Here is a 24,106-nt window from a genome sequence, read left to right as displayed (position 1 = left end):
CTGGTGGACCGGGTGTTTCCTGTTCGGTCGCCGCTCCTCACAACAGGAAGATAGCCACTGTGAGGTCGATTGCTTCAAGAGCTCCGGTCAACTGCGGCACAGCGCACCGGCGTTGTTCGAGCCGTACGCGACCGGGCCGCCAGGAGGGGGTTGGCGGGAAACGACTGTGTGCCGCCCATCGGGGCGGCACACAGCGAGAGGATCACGGGGTCAGGGGCGGCTGTGCACCGCGGACCCGGCCGGGCGGTGGCCCGGAACGAGCAGGATCACTCGGCGACGCGCAGCACGATCTTGCCCCGGGTGCGGCCGGAGGCGACCTGGCGGTGGGCCTCGGCGACCCGCTCCAGCGGCAGCACCCCGGCCACCTCCACCTTGACCGCGCCGGCGTCGATCAGTCCGGCCAGCGTCGCCAGGGCGGTGCCGTCCGGCTCGACGAGGTAGGGCACGGCCCGCACGCCCGCACCGGCGGCCCGCTCGGCGAGCTCCGGTGACACCCCGGAGGGGACGGCGACCAGCAGCCCGCCCGGGCGCAGCACGGCGAGCGAGCGGGTGCTGGTGTCGTCGATGCCGTCACCGACGAGGTCGACGACGACGTCCACCCCGGACAGCTTCTCCTCGAAGCGGGCGGTGGTGTAGTCGATCACCTCGTCGGCGCCGAGCTCGCGCAGCCAGTCGTGCTTGCCCGCGCTGGCGGTGGCGATGACATGGGCGCCGAGGTGCTTGGCGAACTGCACCGCGAAGTGGCCGACGCCACCGGCCGCGGCGTGGACGAGGACGCGCTGCCCGGGGCGCACGTCGGCGGTGTCCACCAGGATCTGCCAGGCGGTGAGCGCCGCCAGCGGGACGGCCGCGGCGGCGTCGTGGCCCAGCGACCCGGGCTTGCGGGCGAACTGGCGCGCGGGGGCGGTGACGTACTCGGCGTAGCCGCCCGCCTCGCGCGGGAACCACGGCATGCCGTACACCTCGTCACCGACGGACAGGGTGTGGACGCCGAAGCCGACCTCCTCGACCACACCGGACACGTCCCAGCCGAGGACGAACGGCGGCTCACCGAGGACGCCCGCCATCCCGCCGCCCTCGCGGGTCTTCACGTCCACCGGGTTCACTCCGGCGGACACGACCCGCACCAGGACCTCGGTGGGCAGTGGCACGGGGCGCGGCACCTGTGTGAGGTGCAGCACCTCGGGGCCGCCGAAGGCGGTCTGGGTGACGGCGCGCATGGTGGGGGTGGCCTCGGACATGAAGGGCTCCTCGGTTGCGGGGCGGGGTGCGCCCCGCACGGCTGGTCGATGCCGTCACGCTACGGGAAAGGTAGTAGTAACCTGCAAGGACAGCTACTATCTTTTGGATAGCATCGCAGCTGAATCCATGGATGGCGTGCGATTCAGCGATGACACGGAGGGTCCGGGGAATGAGCAGGGACTGCGGCGACGGCCGTCACGACAAGCATGACGTCTACGCGGCCCTGTGCCCCTGCCGCGATGTGCTGGACATGCTCGCCAACAAGTGGAGTGCCCTGGCGATCGGCGCGCTGGAGGACGGCCCGGTGCGCTTCGGGGCGCTCCAGCGCGAACTCCAGGGCATCAGCCCCAAGGTGCTCACCCAGACGCTGCGGCGCCTCCAGGAAGCCGGCCTGGTGTCGCGGACGGTCTACCCGGCCGTGCCGCCGCACGTCGAGTACGCCCTCACCGACCTCGGCCGCAGCGCCGCCGAGCCGCTCGCCCGTATGCGCGAGTGGGCGGAACGGAACATGGACCTGTTGTACGCCGGAGGGTGAACGGGGTCGCGCACGGGGCAGTGGACCGGCCGTCCCGCCAGGTCGGCGGCCCTGTTTTCGGGTGACTCGTGTAAGGATTGCATACCTGTTTCACCCATGACACCGCGTGGTCACTTTTCCGGTCAAAGAGTGATACCAAACCCGTCACCGGCACGCGGAGGAGGACCCTCCGGTGTCACCTCGGTGCGACAGTCCGAGGGCGGTGCCCAATCGGGGCACCGATGGCTGAACTACCTGACCCAAGGAGTTTCCCGTGGGGAAGAGAGTCACCACCCTTGTCGCCACCGCGACCCTCGCCACCATGGCCTTCGTCGGCCAGGCCGCGGCGGCGCCCGTGCACCACACGCCCTCGGCCGCCGCCAAGTCCGCGGCGGCGCGGGTGGATTCCAACCAGACGCGGTACGCGCCGTTCACCCTGAGCCACAACCAGTCGGTGAGCTCCGACACGGCCCGGCTGATCATGCAGTCCGACGGCAACCTGGTCATCTACGACGAGTTCAACCGGGCCCGCTGGGCCTCCAACACCGTCGGCCAGGGCTGGGAGGCCCGGCTGCAGACGGACGGCAACTTCGTCGTCTACACCCGTTCCAACCGCCCGGTGTGGGCCTCCAACACCGCCGGACGCCCCGGCTCGCGGCTGGTCGTGCAGGACGACGGCAACGTGGTCGTCTACGACGGCAGCCGCGCCGTGTGGGCGTCCGGCACCAACCACTGATCACGCATCTCCAGCCACCCGCTCCTGGCGGGGCCGGGCCCGCGCGGGCCCGGCCCCGCCGGTACGACAACCCGCTTGCCGTGAGCGGCCCGGTGGCCCGAGGATCCCGGCATGCAAACGTTTGACGCGCCCGACGGAACCCGACTCGCCTACCACGTACGCGGTGGGGGCGAACCGCTGATCTGCCTGCCCGGCGGCCCCATGCGCGCCTCCGCCTACCTCGGCGACCTCGGCGGGCTGGCCGAGCACCGCCGGCTGATCCTGCTGGACCTGCGCGGCACCGGCGATTCCGCGCTCCCCGCCGACCCGGCCACCTACCGCTGCGACCGGCAGATCGCCGACGTCGAGGCCCTGCGCGAGCACCTCGGCCTGGCGCGCTGCGACATACTCGCGCACTCGGCCGCCGGTGATCTCGCCCTGCTCCACGCGGCCCGGCACCCGCACCGCGTCAACAGCCTCACCCTGGTCACCGCCCGCGCCCGCGCCCTCGGCGTCGACTTCACCGAGGAGCACCGCAGGGAGGCCGCCGCGCTGCGCGCGGGCGAGCCGTGGTTCGCCTCCGCGTACAGCGCCTACGAGCGGATCTGGTCGGGCTCCGACGCCGACGCCGACTGGGACGCAGTCGCCCCGTTCTTCTACGGGCGGTGGGACGCGACGGCCCGGGCCCACGCCGCGGCGGACCTCGACCAGACCAACCTGGAGGCCGCCGACCTGTATCCGTCGCCCGGCGCCTTCGATCCGGCCAGGACCCGCGCCGCCCTGGCCGAACTCGACCTGCCCGTCCTGCTGTTGGCGGGCGAACGGGACAGCGGGCCGCGGCCCCGGGTGGCGGCCGACGTGGTGAAGTACTTCCGGCATGCCCGACTGCACGTCCAGCCGGACGCGGGCCACTTCCCCTGGCTCGACGACCCCGCCGCCTTCAGCGAAACCGTCGCGGCGTTCCTGCGGGGCGCGGCCTGCCGGGCGTCGGAACCGGGGTAGCCGACACCGGGACCCGCGTGCCCGACGCCCGAGCCCGGGCGGCCTTTCCGGAGGCGGGAGTTCACTCCCCGTCCGGCTTCCCCTCCTCCTCCGCCTCCGCGTCCGGCCACTCCACCGCGAAGTACTTCACCCGCTCGTCCTCCCCCACCGGCAGCATGCCCGCGGCGGTCATCACCCGCTGGGAGGCGATGTTCTGGTGGTCCGCGTCCCCATTGACGCGGGTGATGCCCTGGGCGCGGGCGAACCGCAGCAGGGCGCGCAGCGCCTCGGTGGCGTACCCCCGGCCCTGGGCCGCCGGGACCAGGCCGTAGCCGATGGTGACCGCGCCCTCCTGGTCCGGTTCGCCGTGGAAGCCGAGGCCGCCGATGATCCGGCCGTCCTCGCGGCGGCGGATCTCGTACGGTCCGAACGGCTGCGGATCGCCCGCCCGCTCACACGTTTCGAGGTAGCGCCGGGCCACGCCGAGGTCGGCCTCGGCGGGGTAGCCCGCCGCCCAGAGCACGCCCTCGGCCGGAGTGCCCGACGCGAGGGACTTGGCCCCGCGCACGTCCATGGGGTGGAGAACGAGCCGGGGTGTCACCAGAGATTCCATAACCGGTGGAATACCACCGGGCGACACCGACCACAAAATCATTTCTTCGACCGGGATTTCACCGATTGGGCGGACCCGCGTCGACCGGTCCCGCTACCGCCCGGGACGGTCCCGCTCAGGGCAACTCGCCCTGCGACGCCGGGAATCGGATCACGAAGGAGAGGCCCCCGACGGCCTCGCGCGCCAGGGCGACGGCCTCCTCGGCGGTGGCCGCGTGGGCCCGCGCCCAGGCCAGCCGGGCGAACCCGTCCCGCGAGCCCGCCAGATCGGTTCCCGGCACGCCCACGACGCGCAACGTCACCGCGTCCGGGCGCTCCCCTTCGGCGCCCGCCACCTCGACGAGCGTGCCCCGGGCGCGCGCGCCCGCGAACCAGAGGGCCTCGCCGCGCGCGGGACTTCCGGGGGCGTCGAGCACCGCACGGATGCCGGGCAGCACCTTCTCGCCGAGGACCTGGCGGAACTGCGACTCGACGAGGTCCACTCCCGTCGCGCCGGTGACCATCGCCCCGAGTTCGTCCCCGTGGGCGCCCAGCCGCACCGCGAGCACCCGGGGCCCGTCCCCGGTGAGGACGACCTCGGTACGGGTGGGCCCGCACTCGACGCCCAGCGCCTCCAGCGCCGCCACCACCCGCCGCTCCACCGAGGCCCTCGCGGTGGACCCGAGGGGTGCGGGCACGGCATGGCCCAGTTCTCCGCGGCCGACGGGGTCGAGGTACGTCCGTACCACGGCGACCACTTGGTGCTCGCCCTGCTCCGACAAGGCCGCGACGCGATACCGGTCGCCCGCGGGGAGGCCCCCGACGGACTCCGCCTCCCCGGCCGCCGCGTCCTCGACGCCCGCCCGGATCAGCCGCTCCCGCGTCGCGTGCTCGTCCCCGAGCAGTTCGACCAGCTCGGGGGTGCAGGCGTCGAGCCCGAGCACCTGGGCCACCACCGCCGCCTGCGGCCGGCAGTCGTCGTGGAAGGAGCCGATGCCGGTGACCGGATCGACCGTGTGGACGGACCGGGCGAGCGCGATCCACTCCTCGTCCGAGGCGTCGCGGCCCACCACGACGATCCGCTCGTACGCACCGATGTCCACGATCCCGGCGAGGTGCTCCGGCCGGCACATGAGGGACGCGGTGACCCGCTGCCCGGTCCGCTCGCCGAACGCGCGCATCCGGGCCGGTGTGTCGGACCCGACGCCGAACACCAGCACATGCTCAGTCACGGCAACTACCTCCGTCGAGATCCTTTCCGCAGGCATATCAACTGTCAAGGTTTCCCCGCCACTTCCGGCGCGCCCGGGCACGGGGTGGGGCACCGGTGCGAACCGCCGTCCCCGTCCCGGCCGGGCTTCGGGGTCCGCGGCGCGGCGCGGTGTAAGCAGGACCCATGGATCTTCGGGCACTGAGCCTGCCGCACCGCCCGCGCCGACCGAGCCACGCCCTGCTGGCGGCACCGTTCGCGCTGATCACGCTCGTCACGGTGGTGGACGTGCTCGCTCCGCCCGATGTGCACCTCGGCCCGTCCCTGGTCGCGGCGCCCGCCCTCACCGCGTCCTTCGCCGGGCCCCGGACCACGGGGGCGGTGGGCGCGGTGGCCGTGCTGGCCCAAGTGGTGGTGGCGATGATCCGCGGCAGCGTCACCGACCTGAACCACTCCGTGCAGATCGTCTCGCTCATCCTGATCTGCGTCTTCGTCACGTTCTTCGCGCGTCTGCGCGAGGTCCACGAGGCCCAGTTGGTGCAGTTGCGCTCGGTCGCCGAGACCGCCCAGCAGGTGGTGCTGCGGCCCCTGCCCGAGCGTCTGGGCCCGCTGCGGATGGCGTCGGTCTACCTCGCGGCCGAGGCCGAGGCGCGGATCGGCGGCGATCTGTACGCCGCCGCGCGCACCGCCGACAGCACCCGGCTGCTGATCGGCGACGTACGCGGCAAGGGGCTGGAGGCGGTGGGGGACGCGGCCGTCGTCCTGGGCGCCTTCCGGGCTTCGGCCCATCAGGAGGCCGAGCTGTCCGGGCTCGTCGGCTATCTGGAGGGCGCCGTCGCCCCGGACCCGGACGGAACGGCCGGGCCGGAGTCGGCCGAGGCGTTCATCACGGCGGCCGTGCTCGACGTACCCGACCACCGGCAGGCGCTGCACCTGATCAACTGCGGTCACCCGCCGCCGCTCCTGCTGCGCGGTGGCCGGGTGATCGCCCTGGACGTCCTCCGTCCGGCGCCGCCGCTGGGGCTGGCCTCGCTCGTGGAGACCGCGTTCACCGCCGAGTCGTTCGCCTTCGAGCGCGGGGACATCATGCTGCTGTACACGGACGGGGTGATCGAGGCGCGCGACGCGGCGGGCACGTTCTATCCGCTGACGGCCCGGGTGGCCGCCTGGCGGGGCACCGGGCCGCAGGCGCTGCTGCGCCACCTCCGCGACGACCTGCTGGCCCATGCCGAGGGCGGGCGGCTGGGGGACGACGCGGCGATGGTGGCGATCGAGCGGCTGGAGTGACGGGGCGGGGGACGCACGGGACCGGGCGGGGCGACGGCCGGTGGGCGTGCGTCACGCCACGGAGGCGGGCGTCCCTCCGCGGGTGGTCGGCGTCACACCACGGGGGCGGGCACCGATCCCAGCCTGCGGGCCGCGAAGCGCCGGTTGGCCTCGGTCTGGCGCCGGTAGGACTCGGGCAGGTCCGCCATCGCGAGCAGGCGGTCGCACGCCTGGAGCGAGGCGGTGAAGTCACCGGTCCAGTACGTGGTGATGGAGTACTCGAACAGCAGCCCCCACCGGTACACCCAGGGCTGGGTGAAGAGCAGGTCCGCCTCCGGCACCGGACGGTCGAGCCCCGCGCGCACGAACGCGTGTGCCGCGTGGTGGCGCCCCATCGTGCGCAGCCGCGCCGCCAGCTCGTAGCACGCCTCCAGCCGCTCCGGACGCGCCTCCCAGGCTCGTACGAGCGCGTCCATGCCACCGGGCCAGTCGCCGGACTCCGCGCGCAGCACACCCACCTGGAGCAGCGAGTAGTAGACCTCCTCCGCCCACCCGCCCATGTCCGCGCGGCGCTGGTAGAGGGGGACGGCCTCCTCGGTGCGGCCCATGTCGCGCATGGTCTGCGCCAGGTAGAAGACCGTGCGCGCGTTGTCCGGGTCGCGCTCCAGCTCGGCGCCGAGCAGCCGGGCGTCGCGTTCGAACTTGTCGTGGCGCGAGCCGCCGTCGGCGAAGTCCCGGATGGCCAGGGCGTCGAGGTTCTCCTGGCCGGTCGCCCGGTCGCAGGTGAGGTATTCGTGGGTGACGCCTTCGTAGCGCCAGGCGATGTCCCCGCGCACCAGGCGCTTGATGCGGTACGAGGTGGTGCCCTCGTGGCGCAGCATGTACGCGTCCGCGGTGAGCTCGGGCAGCGGGCCGTCGCGGCGGACGACCAGGTCCGCGTCGAGGAGCAGCAGGTAGTCGGCCCTGCCCCGGGCGTGGGCGATGTTCAGGGAGCGGTTGTGGCCGAAGTTCACCCAGGGCTCTTCGCGCAGTTCGCCGGGGATGCCGTCCAGGGCCGCGCGGATCAGCTTCTGCGTCCCGTCGGTGGAGCCCGTGTCGGAGATGACCCAGGTGTCCACCAGATCGCGCACGGAGGCGAGGCACCGCTCGATGACCCGCGACTCGTTCTTGACGATCATGCAGAGACAGAGGGACGGCTTCACGACATCACCCACCCGGTCCAGTGCGCCCGCTCGGACGGCGGCCCACTTCTACATCGGCACCGGACCGATCCGGACCGGCCACGCCGGAGCGGTGCCGCATCGCACTCGTTCGGCGTATCCGCGAGGCCGGTGCGACGGCCGTTCGTTGCGCCGTCCGGGCGGTATGACTAGTCCGATCCGCTGACCACTGGCCGCGTTGTACGGGTCACCGGCGAACGCTTCCCCCACGAGCGGGGATGTTCCTTTGGCATTCACGGAAACGCTCACAACTCGTTGAGGCAGGGAGCGCGTAAATGAGCTCTGAGTACAGGTCCCCGTCACGGTCGCGGCTCGGCCCGCTGCCGCGCCGCGGCACATGGCTCGCCGGCGGCGCCCTCGCGTCGCTGGCTCTCGTACTGACAGGCGCGGCCGGCCAGGCGGCGGCTGCACCACAGGCGGCCGGCACACGTCTCGTCTCGCCCACGGGCGGCGGGGGCGGCGGCGACGGCCACTGCTATCCGCCGCCCAAGCCCTTGAAGAAGGCCGCGAATGCCGCGGATACCGTCGCCGGAGGCGGCGACCACGAGTGCAAACCGGGTCCGCCCGGCCCCACGGGCCCCACCGGCCCCAAGGGACCACCGGGACCGACCGGACCGGCGGGCCACACCGGAGCGACCGGTCCGACCGGCGCGACCGGCCCGACAGGGGCCACGGGCGCGACCGGAGCCACCGGGCCCATCGGCCCGACCGGCGACACCGGACCCGCGGGGATGACCGGTGACACCGGCCCCACGGGCGCCACCGGTCCGACCGGAGACCCGGGCCCCACCGGGCCGACCGGCCCCACCGGGGCTACGGGCGCCACGGGCGCGACAGGCGCCACAGGGGACACCGGAGCCACGGGAGCCACCGGCCCGACCGGGCCCACCGGCCCGACGGGGGCCACTGGAGCAACCGGCGCCACAGGAGCCACTGGTGCTACCGGAGCCACCGGCCCCACGGGTGCGACCGGTGCCACGGGAGCCACAGGCGCCACCGGCCCGACAGGGGCCACGGGCGCGACCGGCCCCACGGGTGCCACCGGCCCGACCGGCCCCTGCTACGACATCAGCGGGCACGCCCCCTCGAACACCGAGGACTTCACCGCCGTCCTCATCAACGGCAAGGCGTACGCGGGCCGGCAGGCCGCCCCCGGCGGACCGATCGTCTGGACCGACCTCACCAACGCCGACAACCCCAACTACCCGGCCAATGTCTGCGGGATCGCGATCTCCTCGCAGGGCAATGACACCTGGATCAAGGTGGTGACCACCGACGGGACGGTCTTCCAGACGCACGGCGACACGAACGGCATGACGTTCGTCTGGGACGAGGGCTGGACCCAGCTGGCGACACCCGTGCCCGGCACCCTGCGGCACGCGGCCCTGATCAAACAGGGCAGGCCGCCGGCCTGACACAGGCGTGCGGTGTGCCCCGCGACCGCTGCTCGACGTCCCCTGGTCGCGGGACACACCGCCGTACCGGACGGTGGCCGGGCCCCGTGCCTCGGGGCCCGGCCACCTCCACCGTCAGTGGTGCGGGTGACCGCCCCGGCGGCCGCCCTGGCGCTCGTGGCCCCACATCGCCGTGTCGAGGACCCGGCCGCGGTCGGTGCGCAGGGTGGCCGTGTCGCGGTGGTTGTCCCACACGTAGTTGTGACGGTCCTGGTAGACGTCGTGCATGCTGTCGCGGCCCATGCCCGAGTGGACCTTGACGGCGGAGTGGCCCTCCAGACGCAGGTGGTGGAAGCGGTAGCGGGTGCCGTCACCGGCCGTGAGGGTGAAGCCGTTCAGGTCGACCGCCTTGCGGCCGTTGTTCCTGACCTCGACCCACTCCGCGTTCAGGCTGCGGTTGGAGCGGTCGTCTCGGCCCGGGCTGTTGTACTGCACCTTGCCGATCACCACGTCGGAGTGGGGCGCGCGCCCGTGGTGGCCGTCCGCAGCGGCGGCGGGCAGGGCCGCGGCCCCGAGGAGGGTGCCGGCGGCGAGGACGGAGGCGAAGATACGGCGGCTGGTGCGCGAAGCAGACATGTGCGTGCTCTCTCAAGGACAAGCCCCGTCACGGGCCCGGTGCGGGCCGCGGAAGGAGCGGGCCAGGTTCCCGGCTGGTGCCGAGGACCCACACTCTGGCCCGCCGGCACCGCACTCGGCCGCGGGACCGGCGCACTTTACGAAGTCCGGACATATCCGTAACCGTTGTCCGCCTCAAAAACCCGGCGCCGACGTCCAGTTCAGCCACTTCCGTGTTGCACACACCGACCCGCGCGAAGGGGAAACAGAAACGGTTTGGCGTCCGCCTCCCGCCACCCGTACGGCCCAGCCCCGCGTCCACCGCGCCGCCCGCGCCCTTTGTAACGGTGCCCGCCACTCGCCTCACCCGCACGGCTCAGCAACACGCTCCCGGTGCGAGTCGGCCCGCTTCACCGCCGTCGTCACCACCAGCGGCGGGCGCGCCCGCTCCGCCGTCCACGCACGGCCGCGCACATGGTCCGGATCTGCGACGCCCGCCGCCTCGTCCGGTGTCGGACGGTGCTGCGCGACCCCGGTGAAGCCCGCCCGCTCCAGCAGCGGCGGCAGCACACCGACCGGCCAGGCGTGGTTCCGCACCGTCTGCCAGGTGCCGTCCGTGCGGCGCAGGCGCACGGACAGCGGGTCGCTCGGGCCGTAGTCGGCACCCGGCTCCCCCACGCGCAGCGAGGCGTACTCGATGCCCGCGCAGGACGGGTCGGTGGTCAGCAGCGCGAACGGCGCCCCGGGCCGCAGCAGCCGGTGGATCTCGGTGAACACCTCCAGGATCGTCCGCTCGTCGGACAGCGACGCCAGGACGTGGTTGCACATCGCCGCGTCCGCGCAGGCGTCCGCCAGCCCGCTCACCCGCCCCTGCGCCACCAGGTGGTACTCCGCGCCCGGTGTGCCGCGCTCCCGCGCCAGTGCCAGCATCTCCGGCGACGCGTCCACCCCGATGATCCGCATCTCCAGGGCCCGGGCCGCATGCTCGGCGACCCGGCCCGGGCCGCAGCCGAAGTCCAGCAGCACACCGCCCGGCCCGCTCCCCCGCCCGCTCCCCCGCGCGATCGCCCGGAACACGAACGGGTAGCCGAGCAGCCAGTCCGTCGCCGCCTCCACCGCCGCGAACGCCTCCGCGCCCGCCTGCCCGGACCAGGCCCGGTCCGCCTCCGGCGACCACCGCTCGTCCGCTGGTTCCTGCGGCATCATCACTGCGTCCCGTCCCTCGTGTACGTACCCGGCACCGGTGTCCCATCATCGGCTCGCCGGTCACCCCGCGCACGCCGTCGCCCGCCGGTCCGCACCGGGGCCCCTGGACCGACGCTCAGCCCACCGGCGCCATCCGCCGCTCCAGCCGGGCCACATGGCCGCGCAGCGCCAGCGAGAACACCCAGGCCGCCGCGAACAGGGCCGTGGCGATGCCCAGGGTCCACCAGCGCAGGTCCTTGGAGACCAGGAACCCGGGGCCGAAGCCGGGGTGCGCGGAGTGCAGCAGGACGTGGAAGAACAGGGTGAGGGCCACCAGATACAGGCCGTACCAGGCCGGTTTGCTCCAGCTCTTCAGCTCGTGCCCGTCCATCCCCGTCAGCGGGAGCATGCCGAACACCACGACCTCGATCCCGCCCACGACTATGAGACCCACCGTGTACGCGGCCACATGGGCGAGGCCGTGCGGATCCGCCGTGCGGCCCGACTCGATCAGGGGCGCGCCCACGGCCCACACCAGCAGCGAGGCGCTGAGGGCGCAGATGCCGCCGATCATCACGGCCTGCCCCTTCGGCATGGAGAACCGGGGATCGCGGCGGCCCGGCGGCTCGGTGCCGAGCACCACGTAGACCGCCACCAGGCCGTACACGTACGGCACCGGGAAGGCCAGGAAGCGGGACAGCGCCGCCATCAGGACCGCCAGGACCAGTCCCGCGGGCACCACCCGCAACTCCGCCCGCGCACCGCCGCGGCCGGGCCGCAGCAGCGAGTCCTTGGTCTTCTCGTACACCACCAGGATCAGCAGGGTGCCGACCGCCGCACCGAGGGCCTTGGTCACCGTCGACGCGGTCCAGCGCGTCGTGGCGTCCGCCCACACCACCAGCGCGCCGCCGAGCAGGGCGAACGCGCCCATCCTGAGCCAGCCCGGCAGCCGCGCGGCGCGGGTGCGGACGCCGCGCTCCCGGCGCCGCCCGCGCCACCAGCGGCCCAGGGCGTTCTCCACGAGCTGGGACGGGAACGCCTTCTCCAGCAGCAGGACGAGCAGCAGGAACCAGGCCGCCATCCCCACCGACCCGGCCAGGTCCTTGAGGGCCCAGGAGACTTCGGCGGGGGTGCGCATGCTGTCGGCCAGGCCCAGCACCCGGCCGTGGTGCCCGCCGCCGTCCGCCTGCCCCGTCACCCGCCCGTCCTCGGACGGGTCGGGGTCCGGCGAAGACGTCGCGCCGCCGGGCCCGCCCGCACCGGAACCACCGCTCGACGAGGCCGTGGGGGTGGCGCCGGGTGAGGCGGGACCGGACGGGGTGGGATCCGGTGGAGGGGGAGACATCGACGGGTCAAGTCCGGGGATCCACGGCCTCGGCAGGACCCCCGCCCTGTCCCCGGGGCCCTCCTCGTGGTCGTCGTGCGGGGTGCCCCGCGGCAGGAAGAACGCGGTGAACGGACCCGCCGGGAGATCGATCGTCCCCGCGCGCTCCACGGCGCGGCCGGGGCAGTCGAGGTCGACCGGCTCGGTGCCCTTCAACTCGGGCGGAATGAAGCCGTGGAGGTCGATGAAGCTCCAACGGCCGGGCGCGGCATCGCCCTTGGCGGAGTCGCCGTCCAACCAGGGGGCGAGCACGGCCTTCCCGCCGACGAGGATCCGGCCCCAGGTGCACTCGGCCGGGTAGTCACTCATGTGGATGGTGATCTCGTACCGGCCGGTGGGGGGCGGTGTGACGGGCGGCCGGGTGACGGTGAACGTCCGCGAGGCCGCGAGGGAGCCGCCCGCCGCCTCCACCGCAGTGGCCCCCGTCCCGTTCACCGAACGGGTGGCCGTGGGTGCTCCTTCGCAGGTCACCGTCACCTTGTACGTCCCCGCTCCGGCGCCGGCGGGCACGGTGAAGGAGCTGTCCAACCCACCGTCGGTGCCCGGGGTGGCCCGGATCCCCGGGAGCTCTCCGCCGTCCCACAGCACACGGGCCGCTCCTCGGCACACGAAGCCCTTGCCGTGCACGTCCACCTTCGTGCCCGGCGCACCCGATGCGGGGTCCAGGGTGAGGGCGGGTGGGGGTGCGGTGACGGGAGGTGAAGTGGCCGCGACCACCTCGTACGTCGTCTCCTGCGTCACGGTGGGCCGGTCGTCGCAGCTCGCGACGACGGTGTAGGTGCCCAGGGGGGTGTTCTTGGCCAAAGTGATCCGGTAGGTGAATCCGCCCTCGGCGTCGGTCCGCAGGTGGCCCGTCGGCACGTCGCCGCTCACCGTGAGCGGGCCCGCCGCTGCCGGTCCCTCGGTCGCGCAGTCGAAGCGGCTGCCCTTCAGGGCGACGAACGCGCCGTCGGCCCGCGCTACTTCGGGCGGGTCCGCCACCAGTACGGGCGGGACCGGTGGCCGCGGCGACACGTGTGGTTCCGATGGTGTGGGACTGGGGTCCGGCCCCGCGACGACGGGACGCGAGGGCGAGAGTGAGGGGGAGGGCCGGGAGCGGGTGGGGCTGGGGTCCGGCGACGGGTCGACGGAACGCGAGGGTGAGGACCGGGAGGTCGTGGGGCCGGGGCCCGGCGCCGGCTTCGAGGGGGTGAGCAGGGCCGAGGGGGTGGGTTCCGCGCGTCCCACCGCCGCCGTCGGTGCCCCGCCGCCGTCCGTCGCCGCGTGCGCCGCCCCCGGGGCGGACACACCGACGAGCACGGCCACCGGCAGCACCGTGAACCGTAATGCGCGCAACCGCCACTTCAGACCCACAGCCGCCCCCTGACACCGTCACGGTCTCCCCCGACCGTCCTCCTTCGGGTGTACTCGTTCTGACGTCCGGGCACGTTGCGTCGTTTCCGTCCCCCACGGCGCACGGAAGCGCGCCCCGACAGTCAACGCGCCCCGCGCGCCCCCCTGACCAGGACGATCTCCGGTCCGACACCGCGTATACGTCGTTCCGTAGGTGTGCCGCCAACTCCCTTCCAGACACCCACCGACCAACCTCGGACCCACTGATTCGCGCCTTCCCGCATCTCCAACGTGTGAATCTTGTGCGCACTCACCTGTGCTGTTGCCACTTTGATGGGTAGCATCCGGCGGCAACATCCAGCACGAGGAAAGTGAACTCTCATGGCGGACGAGCCGGACACCACCACACTCAAGGACCAGTACGCGGCGAAGGTCACCGCGGATCTGGAAGCCAACCAACAGGACCAGGCACGCATCCGCGAGGAACTCGACACACTGCAGACCCAACTGACCGACCTGGAGCGGGACCACGGTCTGCTCCAGAGCATGCGGCACACCCTCGGCGGCAACACCGCCGCACCGGCCGCGCCCGCCACCCGCAAGCGGGCGACCGCGAAGCCCCCGGCCAAGTCGGCACCGGCAGCGGCGGCGGCCCCCGCCCCCGCGGTGCCGAAGCCGCGGGCCGCCAAGGCCCCCGCCAAGGCGGCCAAGGCGGTCAAGAGCGTCAAGAAGACCGCCGCGCAGCCCAAGACGGCCCCCGCCAAGAAGAGCACCCGCGCCACCGCCGACAGCAGTGGTCCCACCCTGCGCGAGCTGGTGCTCGGCCTCTTCGACGGCCACCAGGAGCCGCGTACCGTCGCGGACATCGTGGGTGAGCTCACCACCGCGCACCCGGACCGCAAGACCAGCCCGCAGGTCGTGCGCAACACGCTCGAAGCGCTCGTCGCCAAGGGTGAGTTGGAGCGGGAGCGCAAGCAGGGCTCGGTGTTCTACACCGCCCTGCGCACCAAGGCGGGCGCGGAGACGGCCACGGCGACCGCACCCGCTGCCGAGGCGGTCCCGGCTCCCGCCGAGGGCTGAGGCACGCTGTGGCCACCCTCCCGGGGGTGGCCACGCACCAACGGGCCGTCGGAAACGGTTCCTTGCGGCACGGGCCGCGAGGGGGTTTCCCGGAGACGGCGCAACGCGGCGGGTGGGGCGACCGCTGTCGCTCCACCCGCCGCTCCGGGGCGGTGCGCCGATCAGGGGCGCGCGTTCACCTCCTGTCCCGGACCGCGGCCCTGCCTCTGGCCCTGGTCCTGCCCCTGGTTCCGGCCCGGATCCTGCCCCTGGCCCTGGTCCTCGCCCTGGCTCTGGCCTTGGCCTTGGCCTTGGCCTTGGCCGCCGTCGCCGATCGTGGCGCCCGTGGCCGCCAGCGCCGTGGTGACGGGCTGGAAGAACGTCTCGCCACCGGCCTCGCAGTCACCGCTGCCGCCCGAGGTGAGCCCCACCGCGCCGCCGTCCGGGGTGAACAGCGAGCCGCCGCTGTCGCCGGGTTCGGCGCACACATCGGTCTGGATGAGCCCGCTCACCGTGCCCTCCGGGTAGTTGACGGTGGCGTCGAGGCCGGTGACCGTGCCCTCCTTGAGGCCGGTGGTACTGCCCATGCGCTGGACGCGCAGCCCGACCGACGCGTCGACGGCCCGCGCTATCGGCACCAGCCGCCCCGATCCCGTGTCGACGGCACTGGGCGCCTCGGTGGCGGCGTCGTCGTAGGTGAGCAGCGAGAAGTCGCCGCTGCCGGGGAAGGTCGCCTGCTGGACCGTCGCGGCGGGCCCGCCGCCCGCGCTCAGGGACCACTGCCGGGCCGCCACACCGCAGTGGCCCGCCGTGAGGAAACCCGGGCGCCCGTCCCCGGTGGTGACGTTGAACCCGAGCGAACACCGGGCCCCACCGCCGAAGATGGCGTCACCGCCCGCGCTGAACGGGGTGAAGCGGCCGGCCGACTGGTTGATCCGGGCCATGTCCGCGCCGAGGGAGCCGACGGCCTTCTCCAGTCTGGTGAGATTCGCTCCCCGTACGGTGCGGTCCGCCGAGACCACGATCCGGTTGGTGCGCGGGTCCATGGCCCACGCGGTGCCCGGGATCGTCGCCGTACGGGCCAGGGTGTGCGCGGCGGAGCGCAGTTGGGCCGCGCTGTGGGCGACCGCGCGCGGCACCGCCCCGGCCTCGCGCACCTGCGCGGCGGCGGCGCGGTCACCACCGGCGACGTTGACCACCAACTGCCGCTTGGCCGGGTCGTAGTACGAGCCCGCGAACGCGTCCCCCAGCCTGCCGGGCAGGGCGAGCACCGCCGCCGCTCCGGCCTTGTCCGCGGGGGTCGCTCCGGGTGCGGGGTCCTCCGTCTGCGAGGCGTTCGCGTGGGGGATCAGGACCGCCGCCGCGATGACGCCCGCCGCTCCCGCACCTGCCAGCACGGCCCGCCTCTTGGGTATCCGCCTGTGAGTCAACTCGCCGCCTCCTGCGCTCTGTTGCACGGACGGTTCACCACCGTCCGAGGGTGTGCGCCCCTCAGTACGGATGTGACGGGTGGGGTGTTCACTGGCGTTGCAGATGAATATTCCTGACAGGTGGTCAGCGACTGTGCGGGGGCTCGGGCAGGGCCGCGCGGGACCGCATCAGCCGCTGTCGGCGAACCGTCGGCTGACGTCGGCCAGTACGCGCTGCGCGTCCGCGCCGAGGTGCGGTCCGGCGAGCCAGGCGGCGGGGCGCGAGCCCAGTGAGGTGTTCGAGACCAGGACGAGTCCGCCGTCGGCGCGGCGCACCAGCCAGCCGCCGCCGGACGAACCTTCGGTCATGGTGCAGCCCATCCGGTACATGTTCGGCTGGTCGGCGGCCACGGAGAACGAGCCCGGCCGGCCGGTGCACTCGAACAGCGACGACCCGTCGAAGGGGCGGCCGGCCGGGTACCCCACGATGTCGACCCGGCTCCCGGGCCCGACGCCCGCCGTGCCGCCCGCACCGGTGTCGAACGCGACGTCCACCGCCGCGCCCACCGTCTCCTCCAGCGACCGGGTGGCCCCGGCGGCGCGCCGTACGTGCACGACCGCGAAGTCGAAGGCGGCGCCGGGCCCGGCGCCGGCCGTGCCCCGGTCGATCCACTGCTGGGCGGTCTGCGCCCAGTCCGCCCACCATATGCCGAGCGGTGCCACCCGCCGCGCGGCGCCCGCCGCCTCCCGGCCGCCCTTGTCGAAGCCGGGCACGAAGACGATGTCGCGCAGCCAGCCGCCGTCCTTGCCCGCGTGGACGCAGTGCCCGGCCGTCCACACCAGGTCGGAGCGGCCGGGGTGGGCCGGGTCGCGGACGACCGTGCCGGAGCAGGCGGCGGGCCCCTTGGGCGTGTCGAAGAAGAGCCGTCCGGCGGCCGGTGCGTGCTCGGCGTAGGGACGGCCCACCGGCTGGGCGGCCACCGGGGCCGGCTCCGGATCGGAGACCCCGCGCGGCATGCTGCTGCCGTCGTACGACCGTTCACCGCCGGTGGCTCCGGCCATCCGCGCCGGGCCCCACAGTCCGTCGATCACCGGGTTGACGAAGTCCGCCGCGTCCCGCAGCCACCGGTCCACGCTCCAATCCCGCCGCCCGCCCGGGGCGCCGGACGGGACGTCGCGCCGGGCTCCCACCGGATCGGCGGCGCCGACGGCCCGGGAGTCCTGGCGCTCCAGCGAGTGTCTGGTCGCCGTGAAGGCCGCCAGGCCCGCCACCACGGCGACGAGCAACCATGCGGCCATCCTGCGGACTTGACGGCGAACGAGCATGGGCCCCTCCTCGTACACGACTCCTTGCGTCGCTTGATACGGGGCCGCGCGGCGCCGCGTTCAGCGGCTCCCGGAGTCGCTCAGGCGACTTCGAGCCCGGGGATGCTCCTGCGCAGCCGCCGCAGCTCGTTCTCGCTGAGCCCGCCCCACACCCCGCGCTTCTCGTTGTGCGACAGGGCCCACTGGAGGCAGGCACTGGCCACCGGGCAGCGGCGGCAGACGGCCTTGGCGTCCGCCAGCTGCTGGTCCGCGAACCGCCTGCGGTACGTGGGGAAGAACAGCTCCGGATCCTCCGTGCGGCAGGCCGCGCGCTCTCGCCAGTTCACCAGAAGACTCCCTCTCGTCACGGGCCGACCGCGACCGGCTCGCCCAGGTCTCTCCCGCGTTCTTACGCGGGGAACTGACGAACCGTTCAATGCCGGGGAAGTCGCGCCCCGCGCGACGGCCCCGGCATCGGTGGGAGACGGCGGACACCGGCCTCGACCGCGACCCCCACCACGGCCTCAGCCGCGGGCGAAGATCCCGATGCCGTTGGCCACGGCGCGCTCGAAGCTGCCGGGCGGGCGGTTGCGGACCACAGCGTGGCGGTCGCCGCGCGCCCGGGTCGCCAGGGTGGACGACCCGCCGCCGTCCAGGTTGACGGCGTCGTCCGCGCCCAACACCCGCATCAGGCGCGCGAGTTCGGCCAGCGTGAGGCCGGAGTTCTGCTCTGCGGAGCCGTCCAGCGCCACCAGGTAGAGGCGGTGGCCGTGGCCGCCGATGCCCGCGCCGGTGCGGGTGGCGGCCGTGCGGTCGTCGAGTCCGCCGAGCGGGGCGCGCCCCTTCAGCACCGGCATGCCGCCGACCGCGAACTCCAGTGGGCCGCCGCGTCCGCCGAGCCGGTAGCGCAGGCTCGCCCGGTCCCCCGTGCGCAGCGCGCGCAGGGCGCGGGCCCCTTTCTCGCGGCCCACCAGGACGAACGTCCCGGCCGGCACCGGTCCGTGGCCCAGGGTCGCGGAGGTGGCGACGACCTTGCCGCGCCGCACCGTCACCTCATAGGCGGCCGGGGTGCAGGGCGCGCCGCGCGAGGTGTCCGTGCCGCAGGCGGCGCGCGCCCAGGAGGTGGCTCCCCACCGCGAGGTGAAGGCACCGATCCCGCCCACCGGCAGCGCGTACTGGTTGAGCCCGTTCAGCCGCAGCTCGCCCCGGGAGGTGTCGGCGGTGCCCTGGAGCGTGAGCCGGTCCAGCCGGGCGGTGCGGGAGGAGTTGACGCCGAGCACGTCCCGGTCGGTCGCGCCGGGCGGCAGCGCGGGGCCGAACCGCTGTCCGTCGGGCACCGCGCCCTTCAGCGGGCGCCCGGACTCGATGGCCGGGCCCACCGAGGCACCGGTGGTCTCGACGCCGGGGTGCTGGGTCTCGCTTATGTCGAAGAAGTCACCGTTGACGGCGGCGACCGCGCGCCGCGCGTCGGCCATCGCGGTGACCCTGGCCCGCGCGCCCACCGCGCCGGGGGTGAGCAGGTCCACCTTCACCCGGGGGTTGGCCAGGTCCGCCACCACCAGGTGACCGTGTGTCAGGCCGTGGGAGGCGGTGACGGTGAACGTCCGGTAGGACACCCCGGGGGCGACCGCCACGGCGCGTCCGTACGTCACGGCCGGGGCGCCGCGTGCCGCGCCGGGTGCCAGCGCGCCCTCTCCGACGACCAGTCCGACCGCGGCGACCGCGCACATCGCCACGCGTCCCCAGCACCGGGACCATCCCATCGCGCCTCATCTCGTGGGACCACACCGCATCGGCAGCCGCAGCGTAGCGAGCGGGGCGGCCGTCGACCGGTAGGCGCGGCACATTTGGCCGGGAGCGGTCGCGGCATCCACGGGCGGCCGTCGTCGGCCCTCGCCCCGGCCGCGCCTCCACACGCCCGCGCACCGGTGGATGGAACCACGGTGAACGGGTACGGGACGGGCACACCGAGGGCCCGTCACCTCCGTGAGGTGGCGGGCCCTGGGCCGATGATCCGTCAGGTGCGGTGCGGGGTGCGGGTGGAGTGCTCGCCGGTCGGTGACGGCCGGGTGCGCCAGACCGGATCTCCCGGCCCCCGGTCAGTGCTTGACGAGGCAGAACGGATGTCCGGCGGGGTCCGCGTACACCCGCCAGCCCCGCCCGTCCGAGGCCCCGTCGAGCAGGGTCGCGCCCAGCGCCAGCACCGCCGCTTCCGCGCTGTCCAGATCCGGGACGCCCAGGTCGAGGTGGAACTGCTGGGGCCGCGAGGGGTCGGGCCAGCGCGGCGGCCGGTGGTCCGCGACGCGCTGGAAGGCGAGCACGGCGCCGGACGGGGTGTGCAGGGTCGCCCAGTCGTCGTCGACCGACCAGCGCCGATCCGGCCGGTTCACCTCGCCGCCGAGCAACTCCCCGTAGAACAGGGCGAGTTGGCGGACGTCAGAGCAGTCGAGCACCACGCACTGGAGTTCTCCGATCATGGCCGGATCCTACGCCCGGCCTCCCGGGCACCCGGCCTGCGGAGGCGGGTCAGCCCGCGCGGGTGAACGTGCCGAGCCCGTGCGCGTCCAGGTATTCGACGCGCACGGTGTTGTCCTTGAAGGTCACACCCGTACGGCCGACCGCGTTCTCCCCGGCCGTCTCGAAGCTGAAGACGTCACCGCTGTAGTGGGTGAGCGGGAACCTCAAGGGTTTCGGACCCAGCTCCAGGGTCAGGGCCGAGGAGGTGGCGGTGACGGTGAGACGGCCGTAGTAGGGGTTCTCGTACGAGCCGGTGTACGCGCTGTCGGCGCGGGCGGGGCGGGCGTCGGCCGGTGGGTGGGCGTAGTCGGTGGGCGAGCGGCCCTCGTTGAGCTGCTTGTCCAGGACGCCGGCGATCAGCGGCAGCCAGTCCCGGCCGGGCTTGCCGGACTGCGCGGTCTCGAAGAAGTCCTGCGCCAGGGTCTCCGGCACGCCCACGGGGCTGCCGTTGGTGAGCACCACGATGCCGAGCCGCTCCTGCGGCAGCAGGGTCACGGCGGTGGCGGCGCCGAGCGCGAACGCGCCCGAGTGGCTGAGCCGCAGCCTGCCGCGCTCGTCGTAGCCGACGTTCCAGCCCAGTCCGTAGAACCCGGCGCGGTCGGCGGGCCCGGCGGGCGGCTGCGAGACGATCTCGGGCAGGTGGGTGCGGGCGAGTGCGGCGGAGTCGACGATCTGCCGTCCGTCGAGCCTGCCGTCCGCGAGTTGCAGCCGCAGCCACCGGGTCATGTCCCGCGCGCTGGAGCTCACGCCCCCGGCCGGTGCCTGGGCGTCGGCGTCGCGCACGTACCTGGCGCTCCAGGTGCCGTCGGCGTTCTTGACGTGGGTGGACGCCTTGTCGGTGGCCTTGTCGAAGTCGGCGAAGCGGGAGCTGGTGGAGTCCATGCCCGCGGGCTTGTAGAGGGTGTCCTCGCTGAGCTTCTCCCAGCTGACGCCCCTGGCCCGCGCGACGGCCTCGGCGGCGGCGGTGAGACCGAAGTTGGTGTAGGCGTAACTGGCGCGGAACGCGGAGAGCGGCTCGTACCGCAGGTGGGACAGGACGTACGCCCGGTCGTAGCCGAGGTCCTCCAGGAGGTCCCCGGCGTGGTCGGGCAGACCACTGCGGTGCGAGAACAGGTCCGCGGGTGTCACGTGCGCGCTCACCCACGGATCCTTCAGCGCGAAGTCGGGCAGTTGTCCGGCGACGGGGGTGTCCCAGCCCAGGTCCTTCTCGCCGCCCTGGCCCAGCACCCCCGCGACGACGGTGGAGGCGACCGGCTTGGACAGGGAGGCGATCTGGAAGACGGTGTCGGGGTCGACCTTCGCGCTGTCGCCGACGCGGCGCACCCCGAAGCCCTTCAGGTACACCACCTTGTCCTTGTAGACCACGCCCACCGAGACGCCCGGCACCCCGGTGCGCTTCATCAGGGCGCGTACGTCGTCGTCGAGGGCCGCGACCGCCTTGTCCACCTGGGCCCCGGTCAGCTGCGGCTCGGGCGCGGGCGGCCCGGCGCCCGGCAGGGCCGCCGCGGCCCCCGCTCCCGCCCCGCTCGCCCCGGTCAGCAGGACCGCCAGGAACGGGGCCGCGAAGGCGCGGGCCCGGCCCGCTCGCCTGCCCGGTATGGCACGCATGCTCCCCATTCAACACCCGCGCCGAGGCGCTGTCGCGCGGGGGCCGTACCGGCCAAGGAGCGCCGCACACCGCGCCCGCACGGCCCGCCGTGCGCTTGAATGGCCCCCACGACCTGGGAAGGAACACAACTGCCGTGCGGGTACTACAGGGCATCGCGGGTGCCGTCATCGTCCTCGGGATCTTCTCCTCGGTCCTGCGGACGCTGGTGATCCCCCGGCCGACGCGGTCCGGCTTCACCCAGATCGTGCAGCGGCTGGTGCACCGCCCCTTCCAGCTGGTCGCCGACCGGCTGGAGGCCGCCGAGGCGAAGGACCGGGTGCTCGCCCCGGTGGCGCCGCTGGCGGTCGTGGTGACGCTGGTCAGCTGGCTGGCCTGCTTCATGGTGGGGTACGCCCTGCTGGAGGCGGCGGTGAGCCGGCTGGAGCTCAAGGACGCGCTGGTCGAGTCCGGCTCCTCGCTCTTCACCCTCGGCTTCGCCAGCGGCACCCGCGTCACGCTCAACGTCATCGACTTCTGCGCCGCCGCCACCGGACCGGTCGTCATCGGCCTCCAGATCGGCTATCTGCCCACCCTCTACGGTGCCTACCAGCGGCGCGAGACCGAGGTGACCCTCCTCCAGGCCCGGGCGGGCAGCCCTCCCTGGGGGCCGGAGATCCTCGCCCGGTACGCCCAGGTGGAGCTGTTGCAGAGCCTCAACGAGCTGTTCCGCAACTGGGAGCGGTGGAGCGCCGAGGTGAGCGAGAGCCACACCACCTACCCGGTCCTCATCCACTTCCGCTCCCCCAAGGCCCACCGCAACTGGCTGATCGCCCTGCTGTCCGTGATGGACGCGGCGGCCCTGCGCCTGGCCTTCAACCCGTCCCAGCCGCAGGCGGAGGTGCGGATGGCGCTGCGGGCCGGTTTCGTGTGCCTGCGCGACATCGCCGATCTGCGGGGCATCCCGTACGACCGCGACCCGCACCCCGACGACCCGGTCCAGCTCACCTACGAGGAGTTCCTGGCCGGTGTGGCGCGGATGGCCGACCAGGGCCATCCCATGGAGCGGGATCCGGCGGCGGCCTGGCCGCACTTCAAGGGCTGGCGCGTCAACTACGAGCAGCTGGCCTACCGGATGGCCCGGGACATCGACGCGGTGCCCGCGCCCTGGTCCGGGCCGCGCCGCACCTCGGTGGCCGTCCGCACCCCCGTGACCCCGCTCGACCGACGCCCGGTGAGGTGATCCGCATGACCGTGCAGCACGCCCCGGTGACCGCCCTGCTGCGGCGCGCCGGCGCCCGGCTGTTCCCCGGTGACGGGGAGCGGCACGGGGTGCTGCCGCCGCTGCTCGTCGTCCTCACCGTCGTGACGGGGATGGTGGACGCGGTGAGCTTCCTGGGGCTGCACCACGTGTTCGTGGCCAACATGACCGGCAACGTGGTCTTCCTGGGCTTCGCGCTCGCGGGCGGCACGGGGCTCTCGGCCCTCGCCTCGGCGGCGGCCGGAACCGCCTTCCTGGCGGGCGCGTTCACCGGTGGGCGCATCGCCCTGCGGATCGCCGCGCCGGTGCGGCTGTTCGCCCTGCTGGTGGCGGCGCACGCGGTACTGGTCGCGGTGGCGCTGGCGGTCGGCGCCTTCGACCGGATCACCTACGTACTGATCGTGCTGCTCGCCTTCGGCATGGGGATGCAGAACGCGGTGGTGCGCAAGGTCGCGGTGCCGGACCTGACGACCACCGTGCTCACCCTCACCCTGACCGGCATGGCCGCGGACCCGCCGGGCCCGGCGACCGTACGGCGGCTGCTCTCCGTGCTCGCCATGTTCACCGGGGCCCTGACGGGCGGACTGCTGCAGGTGCGGCACGGCACTTCGGCCGCGCTGGCCCCGGCGCTGGTGCTGCTGGCGGCCGTCGCCCTGGCGGCGGCGGACGCGGCCCGCACCGGACCGGCCACCGCGGCCTGAACGGGCGCGCGCCGGCCGGTGTGCCCGGACGGCGGCGCGCACCGGCGGTCAGGCGCTCTGCTGGTGCCAGGCGTTCTGGAAGTTGCGGCGGGCGCGGTGCAGCCGCGAGCGGACGGTGCCCACGGGCAGGGCGAGGGTGGCGGCCATCTCCTCCTCGTTCATGCCGTACACGGCCCGCAGCACCAGGACCTGGCGGTGCTGGTCGGGCAGCCGCTCCATCGCGTCGGAGATGTGCACGGTGTCCAGGGGGTTGCCGTCCAGCGCCCGGTCGGTCAGGTCGTCGGTCGGGCCCTGGCTCAGCCGCTTGGAGGTGCGCACCGCCTCCCGTACGGTCACCGCGCGCACCCACCCGTAGAACGCCTCGGGTTCGCGCAGCCCCCGGATGCCGCGGAAGATGGCGAGCATCGCCTCCTGCGCGGCGTCCGAGCTGTGGCCCTGGGCGATCGGCAGACAGAGCCGGCCGACGAAGGGCTCTATGTGCAGCAGGATGTCGTTCATGGCCCGGTCGTCGCCGGCCTGCGCCCGCGGCAGCAGGGCCGTGGCGACCGGGGCCTGCGTCTCGTTCGTCGTCGTCACCGCAGAGTGCTCCTGGACTCGAATGCGCTCCCGGAGGCGCGCTG

At 73.9% G+C, this 24,106-nt stretch carries 22 protein-coding genes; 8 read left to right on the top strand and 14 right to left on the bottom strand.

Translation table 11 applies throughout. From position 1 onward, the window contains the following. Positions 1–266: 266 nt before the first annotated feature. Positions 267–1,241, bottom strand: a complete 975-nt coding sequence (locus AB5J87_RS32650) for an NADP-dependent oxidoreductase (protein WP_369382048.1) — start codon at positions 1,239–1,241, stop codon at positions 267–269. 170 nt (positions 1,242–1,411) lie between these two features. Here AB5J87_RS32650 and AB5J87_RS32645 point away from each other — a divergent pair, with 170 nt between their 5' ends. From AB5J87_RS32645 to AB5J87_RS32635, 3 genes are all read left to right on the top strand, one after another. Next, positions 1,412–1,777, top strand: a complete 366-nt coding sequence (locus AB5J87_RS32645) for a winged helix-turn-helix transcriptional regulator (protein WP_369382045.1) — start codon at positions 1,412–1,414, stop codon at positions 1,775–1,777. A 253-nt stretch (positions 1,778–2,030) separates the two neighbouring features. Next, positions 2,031–2,492, top strand: coding sequence for a hypothetical protein (locus AB5J87_RS32640; protein ID WP_369382042.1), 462 nt, complete (start codon positions 2,031–2,033; stop codon positions 2,490–2,492). Between the two features lie 111 nt (positions 2,493–2,603). Next, complete coding sequence (locus AB5J87_RS32635) at positions 2,604–3,473, top strand: alpha/beta fold hydrolase (RefSeq protein WP_369382040.1); 870 nt, start codon at positions 2,604–2,606, stop codon at positions 3,471–3,473. A 61-nt stretch (positions 3,474–3,534) separates the two neighbouring features. Here the strand turns inward: AB5J87_RS32635 and AB5J87_RS32630 are convergent, their stop codons facing one another. Then, complete coding sequence (locus AB5J87_RS32630; RefSeq protein ID WP_369382038.1) at positions 3,535–4,065, bottom strand: GNAT family N-acetyltransferase; 531 nt, start codon at positions 4,063–4,065, stop codon at positions 3,535–3,537. 115 nt (positions 4,066–4,180) lie between these two features. After that, positions 4,181–5,275 (bottom strand): acetyl-CoA carboxylase biotin carboxylase subunit family protein, encoded by a 1,095-nt coding sequence (locus tag AB5J87_RS32625; protein ID WP_369382036.1) that lies wholly within the window; start codon positions 5,273–5,275, stop codon positions 4,181–4,183. 164 nt (positions 5,276–5,439) lie between these two features. Between AB5J87_RS32625 and AB5J87_RS32620 the strand changes: the two genes are divergently transcribed. Continuing rightward, the gene (locus AB5J87_RS32620) at positions 5,440–6,540 is read left to right on the top strand and encodes a PP2C family protein-serine/threonine phosphatase (protein ID WP_369382033.1); all 1,101 of its coding nucleotides are present in this window, start codon (positions 5,440–5,442) and stop codon (positions 6,538–6,540) included. Between the two features lie 92 nt (positions 6,541–6,632). On the opposite strand, the gene AB5J87_RS32615 is transcribed toward AB5J87_RS32620, so the two are convergent. Further along, entirely contained in the window at positions 6,633–7,721 is a 1,089-nt protein-coding gene (locus AB5J87_RS32615) for a glycosyltransferase (protein ID WP_369382030.1), read from the bottom strand. 293 nt (positions 7,722–8,014) lie between these two features. Between AB5J87_RS32615 and AB5J87_RS32610 the strand changes: the two genes are divergently transcribed. After that, a complete protein-coding gene (locus tag AB5J87_RS32610) occupies positions 8,015–9,154 on the top strand; it encodes a hypothetical protein (protein WP_369382028.1) in 1,140 nt (379 codons plus the stop codon). A 114-nt stretch (positions 9,155–9,268) separates the two neighbouring features. Here AB5J87_RS32610 and AB5J87_RS32605 read toward each other — a convergent pair whose 3' ends face one another. From AB5J87_RS32605 to AB5J87_RS32595, 3 genes are all read right to left on the bottom strand, one after another. Then, positions 9,269–9,769, bottom strand: a complete 501-nt coding sequence (locus AB5J87_RS32605; RefSeq protein ID WP_369382026.1) for a lamin tail domain-containing protein — start codon at positions 9,767–9,769, stop codon at positions 9,269–9,271. Between the two features lie 342 nt (positions 9,770–10,111). Continuing rightward, entirely contained in the window at positions 10,112–10,951 is an 840-nt protein-coding gene (locus AB5J87_RS32600; RefSeq protein WP_369382023.1) for a class I SAM-dependent methyltransferase, read from the bottom strand. Between the two features lie 118 nt (positions 10,952–11,069). After that, positions 11,070–13,331 carry an FGLLP motif-containing membrane protein gene (locus AB5J87_RS32595; RefSeq protein WP_369382021.1) on the bottom strand — a complete coding sequence of 754 codons (2,262 nt, stop codon included), beginning with the start codon at positions 13,329–13,331 and terminating at the stop codon, positions 11,070–11,072. A gap of 699 nt (positions 13,332–14,030) precedes the next feature. On the opposite strand from AB5J87_RS32595, the gene AB5J87_RS32590 reads away from it, so the two are divergent. After that, positions 14,031–14,729 carry a hypothetical protein gene (locus AB5J87_RS32590; RefSeq protein ID WP_369382020.1) on the top strand — a complete coding sequence of 233 codons (699 nt, stop codon included), beginning with the start codon at positions 14,031–14,033 and terminating at the stop codon, positions 14,727–14,729. A gap of 161 nt (positions 14,730–14,890) precedes the next feature. On the opposite strand, the gene AB5J87_RS32585 is transcribed toward AB5J87_RS32590, so the two are convergent. From AB5J87_RS32585 to AB5J87_RS32560, 6 genes are all read right to left on the bottom strand, one after another. After that, the gene (locus AB5J87_RS32585) at positions 14,891–16,105 is read right to left on the bottom strand and encodes a S1 family peptidase (protein WP_369382019.1); all 1,215 of its coding nucleotides are present in this window, start codon (positions 16,103–16,105) and stop codon (positions 14,891–14,893) included. 201 nt (positions 16,106–16,306) lie between these two features. Further along, the gene (locus AB5J87_RS32580) at positions 16,307–17,416 is read right to left on the bottom strand and encodes a serine protease (protein WP_369382016.1); all 1,110 of its coding nucleotides are present in this window, start codon (positions 17,414–17,416) and stop codon (positions 16,307–16,309) included. Between the two features lie 107 nt (positions 17,417–17,523). After that, positions 17,524–17,769 (bottom strand): WhiB family transcriptional regulator, encoded by a 246-nt coding sequence (locus AB5J87_RS32575; RefSeq protein ID WP_369382013.1) that lies wholly within the window; start codon positions 17,767–17,769, stop codon positions 17,524–17,526. A gap of 177 nt (positions 17,770–17,946) precedes the next feature. After that, positions 17,947–19,185, bottom strand: a complete 1,239-nt coding sequence (locus AB5J87_RS32570) for a phosphodiester glycosidase family protein (protein WP_369382010.1) — start codon at positions 19,183–19,185, stop codon at positions 17,947–17,949. Between the two features lie 336 nt (positions 19,186–19,521). Then, positions 19,522–19,899: a VOC family protein gene (locus AB5J87_RS32565; protein WP_369382007.1), complete on the bottom strand. Its 378-nt coding sequence runs from the start codon at positions 19,897–19,899 to the stop codon at positions 19,522–19,524. Between the two features lie 49 nt (positions 19,900–19,948). Continuing rightward, on the bottom strand, positions 19,949–21,547 hold the full coding sequence (locus tag AB5J87_RS32560) for a serine hydrolase (protein WP_369382006.1): 1,599 nt from the start codon (positions 21,545–21,547) through the stop codon (positions 19,949–19,951). Positions 21,548–21,681: 134 nt separating this feature from the next. On the opposite strand from AB5J87_RS32560, the gene AB5J87_RS32555 reads away from it, so the two are divergent. Then, positions 21,682–22,767, top strand: a complete 1,086-nt coding sequence (locus tag AB5J87_RS32555) for a hypothetical protein (protein WP_369382004.1) — start codon at positions 21,682–21,684, stop codon at positions 22,765–22,767. A gap of 5 nt (positions 22,768–22,772) precedes the next feature. After that, positions 22,773–23,486 (top strand): YoaK family protein, encoded by a 714-nt coding sequence (locus tag AB5J87_RS32550; protein ID WP_369382002.1) that lies wholly within the window; start codon positions 22,773–22,775, stop codon positions 23,484–23,486. Between the two features lie 48 nt (positions 23,487–23,534). Here the strand turns inward: AB5J87_RS32550 and AB5J87_RS32545 are convergent, their stop codons facing one another. Continuing rightward, entirely contained in the window at positions 23,535–24,062 is a 528-nt protein-coding gene (locus tag AB5J87_RS32545) for an RNA polymerase sigma factor (protein ID WP_369382000.1), read from the bottom strand. Between the last annotated feature and the right edge of the window lie 44 nt (positions 24,063–24,106).

The sequence above is a fragment of the Streptomyces sp. cg36 genome (assembly GCF_041080675.1).
In the GTDB taxonomy this organism is placed as follows: domain Bacteria; phylum Actinomycetota; class Actinomycetes; order Streptomycetales; family Streptomycetaceae; genus Streptomyces.
The sequence above is the reverse complement of the archived record's forward strand: the minus strand, read 5'-3'. Positions and strand labels throughout refer to the sequence as shown.

Bases quoted from the DNA above. Each gene is read 5' to 3' on its own strand.
- AB5J87_RS32635 (WP_369382040.1), top strand. From the start codon at position 2,604: ATGCAAACGTTTGACGCGCCCGACGGAACCCGACTCGCCTACCACGTA.
- AB5J87_RS32565 (WP_369382007.1), bottom strand. From the start codon at position 19,899: ATGATCGGAGAACTCCAGTGCGTGGTGCTCGACTGCTCTGACGTCCGC.
- AB5J87_RS32645 (WP_369382045.1), top strand. From the start codon at position 1,412: ATGAGCAGGGACTGCGGCGACGGCCGTCACGACAAGCATGACGTCTAC.
- AB5J87_RS32560 (WP_369382006.1), bottom strand. From the start codon at position 21,547: ATGCGTGCCATACCGGGCAGGCGAGCGGGCCGGGCCCGCGCCTTCGCG.
- AB5J87_RS32580 (WP_369382016.1), bottom strand. From the start codon at position 17,416: ATGGCCGCATGGTTGCTCGTCGCCGTGGTGGCGGGCCTGGCGGCCTTC.
- AB5J87_RS32620 (WP_369382033.1), top strand. From the start codon at position 5,440: ATGGATCTTCGGGCACTGAGCCTGCCGCACCGCCCGCGCCGACCGAGC.
- AB5J87_RS32650 (WP_369382048.1), bottom strand. From the start codon at position 1,241: ATGTCCGAGGCCACCCCCACCATGCGCGCCGTCACCCAGACCGCCTTC.
- AB5J87_RS32610 (WP_369382028.1), top strand. From the start codon at position 8,015: ATGAGCTCTGAGTACAGGTCCCCGTCACGGTCGCGGCTCGGCCCGCTG.
- AB5J87_RS32550 (WP_369382002.1), top strand. From the start codon at position 22,773: ATGACCGTGCAGCACGCCCCGGTGACCGCCCTGCTGCGGCGCGCCGGC.
- AB5J87_RS32605 (WP_369382026.1), bottom strand. From the start codon at position 9,769: ATGTCTGCTTCGCGCACCAGCCGCCGTATCTTCGCCTCCGTCCTCGCC.
- AB5J87_RS32630 (WP_369382038.1), bottom strand. From the start codon at position 4,065: ATGGAATCTCTGGTGACACCCCGGCTCGTTCTCCACCCCATGGACGTG.
- AB5J87_RS32600 (WP_369382023.1), bottom strand. From the start codon at position 10,951: ATGCCGCAGGAACCAGCGGACGAGCGGTGGTCGCCGGAGGCGGACCGG.
- AB5J87_RS32570 (WP_369382010.1), bottom strand. From the start codon at position 19,185: ATGGGATGGTCCCGGTGCTGGGGACGCGTGGCGATGTGCGCGGTCGCC.
- AB5J87_RS32590 (WP_369382020.1), top strand. From the start codon at position 14,031: ATGGCGGACGAGCCGGACACCACCACACTCAAGGACCAGTACGCGGCG.